The organism is Simplicispira piscis (assembly GCF_054783455.1).
This window is the reverse complement of the sequence record NZ_BAAGQN010000001.1, coordinates 186,750-200,632: the sequence shown is the minus strand read 5'-3', so window position 1 is coordinate 200,632 and position 13,883 is coordinate 186,750. Positions and strand designations below refer to the sequence as shown.

At 58.0% G+C, this 13,883-nt stretch carries 12 protein-coding genes and 4 pseudogenes; 8 read left to right on the top strand and 8 right to left on the bottom strand.

Going from position 1 to position 13,883, the window contains the following annotated elements; translation table 11 throughout:
• Positions 1–66: 66 nt before the first annotated feature.
• A pseudogene (locus ACYVOC_RS00920) lies at positions 67–486 on the bottom strand (type I restriction-modification system subunit M N-terminal domain-containing protein); the annotation flags it as partial.
• 338 nt (positions 487–824) lie between these two features.
• Positions 825–1,277, bottom strand: a complete 453-nt coding sequence (locus ACYVOC_RS00915) for an HAD domain-containing protein (protein ID WP_116005343.1) — start codon at positions 1,275–1,277, stop codon at positions 825–827.
• Positions 1,278–1,389: 112 nt separating this feature from the next.
• Between ACYVOC_RS00915 and ACYVOC_RS00910 the strand changes: the two genes are divergently transcribed.
• Positions 1,390–1,692, top strand: coding sequence for a helix-turn-helix domain-containing protein (locus ACYVOC_RS00910; RefSeq protein ID WP_116005344.1), 303 nt, complete (start codon positions 1,390–1,392; stop codon positions 1,690–1,692).
• Here the strand turns inward: ACYVOC_RS00910 and ACYVOC_RS00905 are convergent.
• A complete protein-coding gene (locus tag ACYVOC_RS00905) occupies positions 1,689–2,123 on the bottom strand; it encodes a hypothetical protein (protein ID WP_116005345.1) in 435 nt (144 codons plus the stop codon). The genes ACYVOC_RS00910 and ACYVOC_RS00905 overlap by 4 nt on opposite strands.
• A 180-nt stretch (positions 2,124–2,303) precedes the next feature.
• Here ACYVOC_RS00905 and ACYVOC_RS00900 point away from each other — a divergent pair, with 180 nt between their 5' ends.
• Entirely contained in the window at positions 2,304–2,747 is a 444-nt protein-coding gene (locus ACYVOC_RS00900) for a helix-turn-helix domain-containing protein (protein WP_116005346.1), read from the top strand.
• A 259-nt stretch (positions 2,748–3,006) separates the two neighbouring features.
• Positions 3,007–3,420: pseudogene (locus ACYVOC_RS00895) on the top strand (transposase); the annotation flags it as partial.
• A gap of 397 nt (positions 3,421–3,817) precedes the next feature.
• Here the strand turns inward: ACYVOC_RS00895 and ACYVOC_RS00890 are convergent.
• The gene (locus ACYVOC_RS00890; RefSeq protein WP_116005347.1) at positions 3,818–4,489 is read right to left on the bottom strand and encodes a transposase; all 672 of its coding nucleotides are present in this window, start codon (positions 4,487–4,489) and stop codon (positions 3,818–3,820) included.
• Between the two features lie 194 nt (positions 4,490–4,683).
• Here ACYVOC_RS00890 and ACYVOC_RS00885 point away from each other — a divergent pair, with 194 nt between their 5' ends.
• Positions 4,684–5,727 (top strand): IS110 family RNA-guided transposase, encoded by a 1,044-nt coding sequence (locus ACYVOC_RS00885; RefSeq protein WP_116005348.1) that lies wholly within the window; start codon positions 4,684–4,686, stop codon positions 5,725–5,727.
• 386 nt (positions 5,728–6,113) lie between these two features.
• Here the strand turns inward: ACYVOC_RS00885 and ACYVOC_RS00880 are convergent.
• Positions 6,114–6,875 (bottom strand): annotated as a pseudogene (locus tag ACYVOC_RS00880) (MFS transporter); the annotation flags it as partial.
• 302 nt (positions 6,876–7,177) lie between these two features.
• Here ACYVOC_RS00880 and ACYVOC_RS00875 point away from each other — a divergent pair.
• The 3 genes from ACYVOC_RS00875 to ACYVOC_RS00865 all read left to right on the top strand — a co-directional run bounded on the left by ACYVOC_RS00875 (position 7,178) and on the right by ACYVOC_RS00865 (position 11,456).
• A complete protein-coding gene (locus ACYVOC_RS00875; RefSeq protein ID WP_461160564.1) occupies positions 7,178–9,010 on the top strand; it encodes a DEAD/DEAH box helicase in 1,833 nt (610 codons plus the stop codon).
• A 171-nt stretch (positions 9,011–9,181) separates the two neighbouring features.
• Complete coding sequence (locus tag ACYVOC_RS00870) at positions 9,182–10,246, top strand: nucleoid-associated protein (protein WP_461160563.1); 1,065 nt, start codon at positions 9,182–9,184, stop codon at positions 10,244–10,246.
• Positions 10,212–11,456: a hypothetical protein gene (locus ACYVOC_RS00865; RefSeq protein ID WP_461160562.1), complete on the top strand. Its 1,245-nt coding sequence runs from the start codon at positions 10,212–10,214 to the stop codon at positions 11,454–11,456. The genes ACYVOC_RS00870 and ACYVOC_RS00865 overlap by 35 nt, the downstream gene beginning before the upstream one ends.
• 35 nt (positions 11,457–11,491) lie before the next feature.
• On the opposite strand, the gene ACYVOC_RS00860 is transcribed toward ACYVOC_RS00865, so the two are convergent.
• From ACYVOC_RS00860 to ACYVOC_RS00850, 3 genes and pseudogenes are all read right to left on the bottom strand, one after another.
• Positions 11,492–11,662, bottom strand: a complete 171-nt coding sequence (locus tag ACYVOC_RS00860; protein ID WP_461160561.1) for a hypothetical protein — start codon at positions 11,660–11,662, stop codon at positions 11,492–11,494.
• Positions 11,663–11,704: 42 nt separating this feature from the next.
• Positions 11,705–12,793, bottom strand: a pseudogene (locus ACYVOC_RS00855) (Fic family protein); the annotation flags it as partial.
• Positions 12,794–12,979: 186 nt separating this feature from the next.
• On the bottom strand, positions 12,980–13,147 hold the full coding sequence (locus tag ACYVOC_RS00850; protein ID WP_461160560.1) for a hypothetical protein: 168 nt from the start codon (positions 13,145–13,147) through the stop codon (positions 12,980–12,982).
• A gap of 199 nt (positions 13,148–13,346) precedes the next feature.
• Between ACYVOC_RS00850 and ACYVOC_RS00845 the strand changes: the two genes are divergently transcribed.
• Positions 13,347–13,856, top strand: coding sequence for a DUF1993 domain-containing protein (locus ACYVOC_RS00845; protein WP_461160559.1), 510 nt, complete (start codon positions 13,347–13,349; stop codon positions 13,854–13,856).
• Positions 13,857–13,883 lie beyond the last annotated feature (27 nt).

Sequence of the window (13,883 nt, the reverse complement as noted above, 5' to 3'; positions counted from 1 at the left end):
CACCACCCCCGCGCCAGTGCTGGGTTTGCGTACCGCCAGTTATTGCACTGAAAACGAGGGGACCCCGCCATCGGGCAACTGCGCGCGGGCATAGCGTTTGTCGAGAATGCCTTTGAGCTTTGGGTTCTCGGCCTCGATCAGCGTGAGGGCGTCGTCAATGCGCTTGCCAATGTCGGGCTGCTTGGCGGCATTGCGCAGCGATTCCCATCGTGCACCCTCAGGAACCCAGAAGACGTTGACCTCTTTGTAATAGTCGCGGTCTTCCAGCTCGGCTTCGATGTCGGCAGGATCAGCATCGCCGTAGAAGTATTCGTCGTCTGGGTTGGTGAGACGGGCCGTCAGCTCGGCCCGGCGGGCGGCGAAGGTGTCAGAGATGTATTTGACGAAGATGAGACCGAGCACCAAGTGCTTGTATTCGGCAGCGTCCATGTTGGCGCGCAGCTTGTCGGCGGTGGCCCAGAGGGTTTTTTTTATGTCGTCGAGCATGGGGACTGAGAGAGTGTGGCAGCACAACCCGGCTCAAGAGAGTGGATCGGGCGCATAGAAATCACTCGTCCCATCTTACCGTCACGATCACAGATGGATACAGTTCCTGCGCTCGTTCAACTGTCTTGAAGGCGCAGGGCTTCAAATTGAATGGCAACCTACCTGGCCAACGCTCCCTGGCAACAGCGCTTCACTCGTTTTCTTTGCCGTCGTTCATATTCGACCTGCACATGATCAAAAACGTCGCTCCCAAGGGCATGCTTTTGAAGAGGTCGCACCTGGGGCTTGCTTCGTCTAGACCGTACCGCAGCTCAGTCAATTTCTGATGGTGCACGTCTTCAAAGAAGCTTCAGAAGCCGTGCAACAAGCCGTTCCGCGCTTGTGGTGCATAAACCTGTGCGGCTGTTGGTTAGGAAAAGCGATTTGCAAAACGGCCTGTAAAGCCAGGAACGGTCATCAATCGCAAGCCACGGCTCATTGAGAACCTGATTGGCCCGTCGCCACGCATGGCATTCGGCTTCCCGCTCGTAACCAACTAGCGTAGGCGGAACGTCGCGAAGATAGCAGTATTGGGGGGTAACTCCCACGAGCTTGGCAGCCACATTGGGCCCCAGTTTTTCTCGAAGACGCTCTACTGGAATTTGCAGCCTCCAAGTAGTCGCGATCACCAGCTTGCAGTCGGGAACCTGGCTGAGAACGCTCTCAAACACGGGTAAGCAGCTAAAGTGTTTTGACTCATGGCAATGCTCCGGATGTAGAACACCGTCGAAATCCAGAAACACGATAGGCATTGGGCGACATCCAAGGGAAGACTCCTGATGCGGAGAATTTTCTTACGACGGGATTTGCAATGAGACTAGTTGGTCGTGGTCTTATTGGTCTCATTGGGCGGAAATCGGGAGTATGTCTTCCCGAAAACAACTCCGACCCAAAGCTGACTTTGGTCGCGCGCTTCAAGTGTTGCGCGCTGCACGGGGTGTGACTCAGGAAGACATGCTTTTTGCGACGAGCCGACGGCACATCAGCCGCGTTGAACAAGGCCACCAAGTGCCGAGTATCCGAACCATAGAAGGGTTGGCTGAGAGTTTGCAGATCCATCCTATGACGCTGATCGCGACAGCGTATTGCCAAGGTTTGGAGTCGGCATCGTTCGACGAAATCATCGAGATCGTGAAGGCCGACCTCCAAGCTTTGACCTTAGGTTAGGCGGGGCGAGGTGACTGGGCGGGTTCGACGTCGTTCTGAGTAAGAACACGCAGGCTTTCCATCAGTTCAGCGCCAGTGGGGCCATCCTTACGATGCAGAATCCGGCTCACGATCTCTCTGTCAATAGTGATGCTTAGAAGAGTCATCGCCTCATGCAATGTGCTCATCGCGACATCAAAGCCCTTACTCACTCGCTCGGCGCCGGCCTCCGACAGCAGCAACAAACTGATCGGTAGGGCTGCGCTGCCAGGCCCCCGGTTATCGTCCCAGCCCTTGCCTGCGAGCAAATCCCGCAGTTGCTCTGAGACCAGTAGCAGATGCTGATCATCTAGAGCATCAGGTAAGACTGATTTCCACCCTCGCGAGTTGATGAGGCCTGCCAGTTCAGGCTCTCCAAATGTTCCAAGAGTAGTTTTTTCCACACGCAGCATATTGGTTGTTCGAGAAATGTGAGACTATTTGGTCCCATTCGGAACCGGGGAGCGCGAAGATAACCGAGCTCCAAGGCGTTATTTCGCTCGTAGCGTTGCCACTGGCGAATGGAATGCATCCGGTTGCCCCGCTGCATAACTTTGGCAACCATTCAGTTGCTTTCCAGGAATCCGTGAAAATTGAAAAGCCGTCTGGATTTCACTCGCTTGGCAGAACTTGATCGGCAGTTTTGCGAATTCGCGAAGCTGCATCGCGATGTCACACCGAGGTGCGGCTGGGTGAAGACCATCCGCCTCGCCCTAGGCATGAGTTCAACGGCCCTTGGGACACGTACCGGAATGACGGCCCAAGGCGTGCGCAAGCTGGAACAGGCAGAAGCAAATCAAAGTATCTCTTTGAAAACGCTGGCCAAGCTCGCCGATGGCTTGGACTGCGAGGTGCGTTACATACTCCTTCCCCGAAGCAGTTTGCTCGACCAGGTTCTCAAACAGTCGAGAGAAATCCACGGCACCCAGTTGCCGACCTCTATCAATGGCACTACTGAAATGCTGCTGGACACGAAGGATCTCGGTGCACTCTCAGCGCTGTTTGCTAATGTGAATAAGCGTGGGTTCTGGTTGTAGGCTTCTGTCCAGGCTGGAGTTTTTTTCAGCACAAACTCTCTCACACTCCCTTGTAGGCCCGCAGGACGGCGTGGGCTGTCTGAGCAGCATAGGTTTTCAATGCTGGAAGCAAGTTATTCACAATCGCTGGGCCGCGAATAGTTATCCACAATGAGTTACTGAAAATTCACTCAGAGAGAGACGCGACCAGTGGTCAGGACCAGTGGTCATACTGTGAGCGGTACTGGACTACCTGGTCGAAAGAACTGGATTACGCATCGACGGGATGGTGGTGAGCTGGACCATCGGCACGAGTCCGGATGCAGAGCTGGTCAACACCATGCTGGATGCAGCCATCGAGACCGTCACAGAGACAAGCGATCGACCAGTGGTCCACTCAGACCGCGGAGGTCACTACCGCTGGCCTGGCTGGCTATCCAGAATGAGCGAGGCCAAGCTCACCCGCTCGATGTCCCGCAAGGCCTGCTCGCCTGACAACGCAGCGTGCGAGGGCTTCTTCGGTCGGTTGAAGAATGAACTGTTCTATCCTCGGGACTGGAAGAGCGTCACAGTTGAGCAGTTCATTGAGGTGCTCGACGACTACATCCGTTGGTACAACGAGAAGCGGATCAAGATCTCCCTGGGGGCCCTCAGCCCGATCGAATACCGGGTGAGCCTTGGACTTGCGGCATAAAACCAGTCCAAATTTTTATCCGCACCCCCACACTGTCAAGATTCAATCGGCGCCAACAAAGTAGGTCCAACTTCGGGGGGGGCAATTCAAACCTGGGGCGATTCAAGCCGATGCTCACGACAACGCCCAAACTGATTCGCGCCTGCTATTGGCTTTCGCGCCGTTCGGTCCGATGTAGAAAGCGGCATTGCGCCATCGCTAGGGAAAATCTTCACGAATCGGTTCTGACTGTGTCAGGTTGATGCCTGAACTAAAACAGCACGGACGTTGAGCAGTTACGCGCGTGCAGCGAGCTCTGCGAGCTCTGCCCGGGGGCTATTCACCCCCCGATCCAGTGGCATCACGCCCCTTGCACGCGCACCTGTCCCATGCAGGACATCAGCTTGTGCCTTGCCAATTACAGATTGCCCAGCGCAAACAGCGTGACGATCTGCGCCGTGTTCTTCTTGAGCCCCCGGTAGCGCACCTTCACATATCCAAACTGTTGCTTGATTGCCCTGAACGGGTGTTCCACCTTGGCCCGGATGCTGGCCTTGGTGCGCTCCAATTGGGCGATCAACGCCTCCAGCGGCTTGTCCTTGTCCAAAGACCGGCGCAAGCTTGGGCTCAGGGCCACATGCCAGTGCACGGTTGGTTTGGCATCAGGTCGCTTGTCCACCCCTTGGTAGCCCGCGTCGCCACGGACCTGCAGCAGTGCATTGACCGTGGCAAGGATCAGATCAGCCAGCTTGTGGCGCTCCAGCAGATGCCTAAAGGGCAGGATGCTCGATTCGCTGGGGATGTACTCGTCCCAATGGGACAGGCCTGCAAAGCCGCGAAAGGCTGGCACATCGTGCAGGGCTTCTTGCATCGCTGGATCGCTGAACTTGAACCATTGCTGCATGAAATGGATGCGCAGCAGGGTCTGCACTGCAAAGGGCTGCTGGCCCCGGCGCCCGCTCTCGGGGGCGTAGGAATCTATCAGCGAGACCAGTTCTGTCCAGGGCATCACCACTTCCATCGCATCAAGGAATTCACGCTTGCGCGTGCGCTTGGTGGTGTTGTTCAGGCCCAGACTGCTTTGCTTCATGTGCTTATTGTCTGGGCTTTGCCCATGTTCAAGCACGTCACGCGGGGATTCGTGCAGATGGCATGGACGTCTCCACCTACACCCCGTTGGCGCCGTCGGCCTGTGACCCGATACAAGGTGGGGCCTGGCGGTAACGGCATCAAAGTGCCAAAGTGGAAGTTCGTCGCAACCACCTTTGAACCGGAGGCCCCACCATGCAATTTACTGCAACGCTGCCAGTCATCGGATTGGATATTGCCAAGCACGTGTTCCAGCTGCACGTCGTGGATGCCGAGACAGGCGAGGTCACCCGGCACAAGCTCAGGCGTGATCGAGTAACCACATTCTTTGCCAATCGTCAGAAGTCGCTCGTCGCGATGGAGGCTTGTGGCGGTGCGCACCACTGGGCCAGAACGCTGCAGACGCTGGGACATGAGGTCAAGCTGCTGCCCGCCAAGCATGTTCGTGCCTTTGTGCTGCGCGACAAGACTGACGCCCGTGATGCCCAGGCCATCTGGGTAGCGGCCCAGCAACCTCACATCAAGGCCGTACCTGTCAAGAACGAGCAGCAGCAAGCCTGTCTGACACTGCACCGCATGCGCGCTCAGCTCATGAAGGTGCGCATCATGCAAACCAACGCGCTGCGCGGGTTGCTCTACGAGTTCGGAATCGTGCTGCCTGAGGGGCACCGGGCATTGCTCAAGCTCGTTCAGGACGCACTGGCCAAAGCCCAGGAACAGCGGCTGCCAGAAGTGGTGGTCGTCAGCATTCAGGATCAACTGCGTCGTATCGACAGCCTGCAGTGCGATATCGATCAGCTGGACAAACGGCTGGCCTCGATGGTCAAGCAAAACCAGCACATGCTGGCACTGCAAGCCATACCGGGCATCGGTCCGTTGACGGCGACAGCCTTGGTATCTACTGCAACCGACCTGTCCAGCTTCGAGTCCGGCAGGCAATTCGCTGCCTGGTTGGGTCTGACGCCCCGACAGACTGGCACCGGAGGGAAGACCCGGCAGTTGGGGATCTCCAAACGCGGAGACCCTTATGTGAGGACCATGCTGATGCACGGCGCTCGCGCCGTGATTGCCAGGAGTCAGCGAAGCGGCTGGATCGAGAGACTGTTACTGCGCCGCCCATACAGCGTGGTGGTCGCGGCGCTGGCCAACAAGCTGGCCCGAACAGTCTGGGCAGTCCTGGTCAAAGGCAAGGCCTTTGACCAGCTGAAATGGAATCCGGTCGACCTCGCCGCAGCCTGAGACCACCACAATGAACTGAGAACACCAAACGCCAGGAAACCGTTTTGAAGGAGAGCACGCAAGAAGCTTGTGTGATGGGTCAACAGGTCAAACCGGGGTGGGGGCAATCCGATAGGAATACAGGGCATCAAGCCCGATGTGCAGACAGGAGCCTCACCCGCGAATGCCATCATGGCCAGCAGGACGAACACCCTGCACCGACAGGCCGTATGTAAGACTGCAAACCCTTCAGACCTTCACGCCGCCGAATCTTGCTCTTCTGGAGACGTCCATGTAAGACGTCCATGTAAGCATCCCTAGCAACAGATACCATTGTACAAAGTACTTGATGAACTGCCGCAGGAGATTTTTCATCGAATACTGTTGACGTCTTCTATAACGCCGTGCGGCATCGCCATGGCCACGCAGCACGCCACGCCCGCCACACACAGCAGCAGCTGCGCGTGCACCGGGCGCAGGCCAAACGGGCGGCTGCGGTCCAACGCCACAGGCGCGGGAGCCGCCGCTGCGCCGCCGGGCGATGCAGGCACCGCCGACGCATCCAGCAACACCATCGGCGCCCGCTGGCGCATGCGCAGCGCCAACAGCAGCATGCCCACGCCGCACACCAGCCCCATCAGCACATAGGTGTGGCGCCAGCCAATGGCTTCGATGCCGTGCTGCACGATGGGCGGCCACAGCGCACCGGCGATGTAGTTGCCGCTGGCACAAATCGCCACCGCAATGCCACGCCGCCGGTTCCACCACAGCGCCGTGTCGGCCAGCAGCGGCGCAAACGTGGCCGACGCACCAATCAACCCCATCAACCCGTGGGCCAGCCCAAACCCCCAAATGCTGCCCGACAGCCCCGCCCACACAAAGCCACCGCACACCCCCACCGCCCCCACGCACAGCACCGGCATCAGCCCATGCCGGTCGGCCATGCGCCCCGTCCACAGCCCGCCAATCCCCAGGCACACCATCATCAGCGTGTAGGGCAGCGACGCATCCGCGCGGCCCACGCCAAACTCGGCCTGCACGGCGGGCAGCACGACTGACACAACGTACATGCTGCTGTTGCCCAGCACGACCAGGCCTAGGGTGATCAGCAGACGCCAGGCGGCTTGACGGGAGTCGATGAGGGATGCGGGGGCGGGGGTGTTTGGCATGCGGGGCAATTTAACTGAAGGGGCGGCAAGGCCGGGCGCGGCGCGGCTGCCGGGTGCGGGCTGGTGCAGTGCTTCGTATCGATTGATATGGTTTTGATAGCTTCTAGCGCTTGCTGGATAAGTGTTAGAAACCAATTTAGCTTAAACCTATGGCTGGTGCGGCACCTCAAGCCACCGCCCCGCGCGGGCTCGCTTTATGCACTCGCCTTGATTTCCAAAGGTTGCGCCCCGCCACCACACACCCTACAGTGCGTTAACAAATGCATACATAAATAGACAAGCAAGGGGAGGCAGCAGGCGGCATGGCGACATTGATACCGGCAATAGGTTCGTCCGCATTCGATTCCACGGGCGAGCGACGCCTGGCCGAGCGGCTGGAGCAAATGCTCGATGCCGACTACCTGTTGTGGCACAACGTGCCCATCGGCCCCAAGCAAACCCACCCCGACTTTGTGGTGCTGCACGCCCGCAGGGGTTTGCTGGTGCTGGAGACCAAAGACTGGCGCCTGCAAACCGTGCAAGACGCCACCCGGCAGGCGTGGACCATTCTGGACAACGGGCGCCCCAAAGTCGTCATCAACCCCCTGGCCCAAGCCCGCCACTGCGCCATCCAGGTGGTCAACGCGCTAGAGCGCGACCCGCAGCTCGTGCATGCCGAAGGGCTGCACAAGGGCAAGCTGGCGTTTCCGTGGGGGCACGGCGTGGTGTTCACCCGCATCACCCGCAAAGAGTTTGAAACCTCGGGCCTGGCCGAAACCATCGACCCGCATTACGTCATCTGCCAAGACGAAATGCTCGAACACGCCGACCCGGAGGAGTTTCAGCAGCGGCTGTGGAACATGTTTGCCCACCGCTTTGGCGGCGCCATCACCCTGCCGCAGCTCGACCGGGTGCGCTGGATCATGTTCCCCCAGGTGCGCGTGCAAACCCAGGGCACCCTGTTTGACGACAACGATGCCGACGCCCAGCTGCCCGACATCATGCGCGTGATGGACCTGCAGCAAGAGCAACTGGCGCGCAGCCTGGGCGACGGCCACCGCGTCATCCACGGCGTGGCGGGCTCGGGCAAGACCATGATCCTCGGCTACCGCGCCGAATACCTGGCCAAGGCCAGCACCCCGGCCAGCAAACCCATCCTCATCCTCTGCTTTAACGAGCCACTGGGCGTGAAGCTGGCCAGCGTGATGGACGCCAAAGGCCTGAGCGACCGCGTGCATGTGCGGCACTTTCATAGCTGGTGCCACCGCCAGCTCACCACCTATGGGCAGGCGCTCCCACCGCAAGGCCGCGGCTTTTATGAAGGCCTGGTAGGCAACGTCATCCGCGCCGTAGAGCGCAGCCAAATCCCCGGCGGCCAATACCAGGCGGTGATGATCGACGAAGGCCACGACTTCGCGCCCGAATGGCTCAAGCTCATCACCCAAATGGTGGACCCCGCCACCAACAGCCTGCTGGTGCTGTATGACGACGCGCAAAGCATTTACGAACGCGCACGCAGCAAACAGTTCAGCTTCAAAAGCGTGGGCATCCAGGCCCAAGGGCGCACCACCATCCTGAAGATCAACTACCGCAACACGCGGCAGATTCTGCAGACCGCCAGCCTGGTCGCCGCAGACCTGCTGACCGCAGACGACAAAGACGACGACGGCATCCCACTGCTCAAGCCCGTGAGCTGCGGGCGCGAGGGTCAAGCCCCCGTCATCATCAAACTGCCCACCCTGCGCGACGAAGCCTTTGCCATTGCCGACCACCTGGCCAGCGCCCACAAAGAAGGCTTTGCCTGGGGCGACATGGCCGTGCTGTGTGCCGACTGGAAAACCATGGACCTGTGCGCCAGCGCCCTGGCCCAACGCAAGCTGCCGCACCGCGTGCGCAAGAAGAGTGGTGAATACCGGCCCGGTGCGGATGCGATTCAGGTGATGACCATGAAGGTCAGCAAAGGCTTGGAATTCCCCGTGGTGGCACTACCCGGCGTGGGGCATATGCCTGCTGTCGGGGAGGATGAGAAAGAAGCGGCGCGGGTGTTTTATGTGGCGGCTACGCGGGCTACTCAGAGGTTGATGGTTACGGTAAGTGGAAAGAGTGGTTTTGGAGAACGGCTGGGATCATTAACAGTCTCAGACATGAACCACTAACACAAGGGGAAGTACGCACACCTGCCCACAGGCTACGCGCAAAACTAGCTGTTTCGCCTACCAGCAACCAGCGACAGGTTGATGCTATCAACGCGAAGTTGAACGCCCCTAACAAGGCGTTTGCAATCTACTCAATTTCACTTTATCAAAAACTATTTTCAGGGAGCCCCTATGCAGATTAAAGAAGCCATCATCCATCAACTTATCAAGGCGAAGGAAACCCAAGGCGATGGCTCAGTGCAGGTACAACCCAGAACATCACGATTGGCATCCGATGCATTCTTGGAAGCCACGGTGCAGACTCTGCTGGAAACTTACAGTGAGAGCATCAGTGGCTATGGCTCACTGGGCACAGACGCGAATTTGCATAGATTCCCGGTTCTGTTGCGCACCTACTTGAACGCACCGACAAATACTCCGCAAGCATTTATTGACTTCACTAGCAACAGCCTCAACCTGATTGCTGAAAATATGAAGAAGGAGTTTTTTGCCACGGGTGGCTACGTACTTTTTCTGCGTTACGTTAATTTGGGTGACGATTGGCTGATGGTTGTCGTACTCAAACTGAAGGATGGTGCAGGGGTCGACCCGATCACCATGGATCTGCAAAGAACCCTCACTCTGGACATAAGCAAGCTGCATGAGGCGGCTCGGGTAAATTTGACAAAGTGGGGCGCCGATACACAGCCTTATCTCTCTTTTGTAAAACCCAGAGGCAGCAAGGTTTCGGACTATTTCCGTGATGCATTGGCATGCCTCAATTTCACTGAATCCAAACACCACACGGACCAAGTCATCCAGGCACTAGGGGCATTCATCACAGCCAGGCCCGATATTCCCGCTGAGGAAAAGAGCGCCCGTCTCATCGATGCCCGACAGAAGTTATACGACTGCTTTGTCGCCAACCCCAAAGAAGTTGTTCTGGCCACCATTTCGGCTAGCGTCATGCCATCAGACCCAACAGCCTTTACGGCTTTCATTCGCACGGGGCCCTCGGCAGCCGACTACCAGATCAATGATTCCTTCAAACCGGATCGATCCACCTACAGTCGTATAAAACGGTTGCGTGGGAAAATGGGGTCTGTAACTGTGTCATTTGATGTAGACGATGTACGCGCTCAGCGCGTGCGCTACGACTCAACGACCAATACTTTGGTGTTGACACAGCCGTCTCGTGACTTGATCACTGAAATCCAAAAGTATGACCCCCTCGCCGTTGCCCCAGTCCAAGCATGACCTAGCCTTGTGGCTAGTCTCTGTTTTGACTGGCCAAAGCAAGCAAGGCAGTAGCGTAGTCACCGGGACTTTACCCGTTGACTTTGATTTTGATGCGGTAGACCAGGCACTGGATACCCATGGCATTGCGGGGGTATGTGACTCGTCCACAAGGCGCATTGAGTTTCATCCATCGTGGGCAAATGTTTATGCTTCTATGGACGAGTTGCTCGCAGTGCCGGGCAACTTGGGCCTAGCACCGACGGTATTTACGCTACTTGATTCAAATTGCACGTATCGTGCCGGCGACATAGAGCCTGTCGAAGTTACGCAATATTTGCATGCATGCAAGCTGTACAAGCTGATGCAGTCAGTAGCCGATCTGCAAGCCGACGGCCAGAATCGCATGGTCTTCCTGCAAAGGCACGATGCCAAGTTGGCGATATCGCTTCGCTATGACAAAGCGCAGCTATTGACTCTTAACGACTTAGATGAATTTGCCAGCACCTTTGTGGATTCAACGCATCACAAAGACCAGAAGCGAACAATCATCAGGACATCGTTAATTGACCTTTTTAAGAGTGAGTCGGCCATCGACTTTGGACAACTCCTGCAGAAATTCGAAGACTTCATGGAACGGGTGCGCAACGCGTATGCCATGTACGTCGCTGAATTCACATTCGAAAAAATTAAAGCAGAAGTCGAAAAAGACAACCTTGACTCAACGATCAAGCTTCAGAAAACAATTACGGACATTCAGAATCAGCTTTTGGCCTTTCCGGTGGCCGTTTTTTTGGCTGGGGTTCAGATGAGTTCCGAGCCAGCGTTAACAATAAAAAATGTCGTTGTCTGGTTGGGCTGCATCGTCTTCGTGGGTGTTACCTTAGTGTTGATTTCTAATCAACGCTACACCATTTCCGCAATCGCCCGTGAGGTGAAATTGCGCTACTCAAAGATCGAAAAGCTTCCAGCGGAAACGAGAACTCCATTTCAACAGGCACTGACTGATCTGCAATCACACATAAAGAGGCAAGGAGCAATATTGAATTGGTTGTTTTGCTTTGTTTGCGTTTCTGCACTACTGTCTACAGGACTCCTGTTTTGGTACTCCAAGCCGACCCTACGCGAGTATTTTTCCGAGTCACCAGTCGCCGTTATGAACGTGGACCAACAGACTAAAAAATCTGAACAGCCGCTGGCGCCCGCTTCTGGCACAAAACCAATCAATTAGGGATGGGGAGCAGGCTCGATTAGTGACTTGCCAACTCAGGCTCGCGCTTTACTTGCTTCACGCACAATCCGGCGAAGTTCCCCACGATGGCCGGTGGCCTTTTTGAAGATGCGCACCCACAGCTCGGTCTCGCTGGCATGGTTGGCCTGCAGCCATGCGTGGAGCTGCTCTGGCGTGTCAAAGGTGTGGCGTGCGGTATTGCTCATGTATTGATAGCTTCTTGCGCTTATTCCATATGCGCTGGCGGCCTATTTGGCACACAACTCGTAGCCAACACTCCGCCCCCCACCCTCCAGCCTGCGCAGCACGCCGCGCTCCAACAAGTCGTTGATATCGCGCAGCGCCGTATCCGCAGAGCATTTGCCCATCGCCGCCCACTTGGCGTTGGTCAGCTTGCCTTCCATGCCGTCCAGCACCCGGTTCAGCACCAGCGTTTGCCGCGCATTCATGGGTGTGCCTGCCCAGCGCTGCCAGAACTGGGCTTTGTCCAGCACGCCCGCCAGCGTGGCGTCTGCGCCCTGCACGGCGCGCAGCAGGCAGCCCAGAAACCAGTGCAGCCACGGGGTGACGTCTAGCGGGCCTTTTTGGATGGCCTCCAGCTGGTGGTAATAGTCTTTGCGCTCGCGTTGTATCTGGGCGCTGAAGCTGTAGAAGCGTTGATGTGTTCCCTCCGCGCGCGCCAGGGCCATGTCGCCAACGGCGCGGCTCAGGCGGCCGTTGCCGTCGTCAAAAGGGTGCAGGGTGACCAGCCACAGGTGGGCCAGGCCGGCTTTGATGATGGCGTCGCCCGCTGGGGCGGCTTCAAACCAGTCAAAAAACGCCTGGGTTTGCGCGGGCAGGGTGGCGGCGGGCGGGGCTTCAAAGTGCACCTTCTCCCTGCCCACGGGGCCGGACACCGCTTGCATGGGACCGCTGGCGTCGGTGCGCCACGCGGCCACGGTGATGCGCGTGCGCCCGCTGTAGCCGGTGGGGAACAGCGCCGCATGCCAGCCAAACAGGCGCTCGGGGGTCAGGGGCTGGCTAAAGTTGCGGGTGGCGTCCAGCACCACGTCCACCACGCCGTCCACATGCCGGTCGCTGGGGGCCAGGGCTCCTATGTTGAGGCCCAGCTTGCGGGCCACGGAGGAGCGCACGGCGTCCAGGTCCAGCCGCTCGCCTTCAATGGCGCTGGTGGTGATGACTTCTTGTGTGAGCACTTGCAGGGTGGCCTGGTCGCGCTGCGGCAGCCCCAACTCTGCCATGCGCCCGGCCAGCATGCCCTGCGCGCGGTGCACCTGCGCCAGTGACGCGGCCAGTGCTGCAGCATCAAAAGCAAGGTGCGGCCAATCGGGCCATTGCTAGAGGTAGCGGGGTGTGCGGGTGGGGCGGTGGTGGCGCATGCGGCGATTACGCAAACTATTCGCCGCTTAATGTGCGGTGAATACCGCCGCAATGCGGCTCAAACGCGGATGCGCAAACCAATTTTGCTACGCTTTCGATAGCTTTTAGCGCTTATTTTTATTGCGCCAGAGGCCGATTTGACCTCAAACATTCGCCGCATCTGTCTCCGCTGCGATGTGATCAAGCAGGCTATCCACGCGGTGGTGACGCATGCGCAGGATGAGGTACTGACCGTGATTGCGCATGCCGTGGCCGACCGTGTACCTGAGCCGGGCCACGCTGCCGTGCAGGCTGTGATCGTAGATGAACACCAGTGTCTCGCACTCGTTCTTGGGGGCATTGTCCGAGAGTTGCTCGAACTGTGGCGAGTGCGGCGACACTGGGCCACATTGCCAAACATACGGTCCACCATCTGATCCGTATTTCCTGCGATGCGGCTGAGAGGAACGTGTTTGACGCCTCCAACGCCGCCCCGCCCAAGTCCCCTCACCAATCCCACAGGAGCCCCTCATGACCACCGCTATGTACACCCACTCCGTCCCCGTCTTCAAGCAGATGCTGACGGCCTTGAAAACCATTCTTGCGCAGGCCAGCGAACACGCCACCGCCAAGTCCATCGAGCCCGATGCCCTCTTGCAGGCACGGCTGGCGCCCGATATGTTTCCGCTGCTCAAGCAGGTGCAGATTGCCGCTGATTTTTCGCGGGGCGTTGCGGCGCGGCTGGCGGGTGTCGACGTGCCCAAGTTCGAGGGCAACGAGAAAAGTTTTGCCGACCTGGATGTGCTGCTGGCGCAGACGCTGGCCTTTTTGGACAGCGTGAACGCAGCCCAGTTCGAAGGCAAGGAAAGCTTTGAAATCGTCTTGCGCCCCGGCACGCCCAAAGAGAAAAAGCTCACGGGGCAAACGTATCTGGCCAACTACGGCTTGCCGCAGTTTTTCTTTCACGTGACGACCGCCTACGACATCCTGCGCCACAACGGTTTGCCCATTGGCAAGCGCGACTTCATGGGCGCTTACTGATCTGGGCTTGTTCTGCGCCGCTCCCTG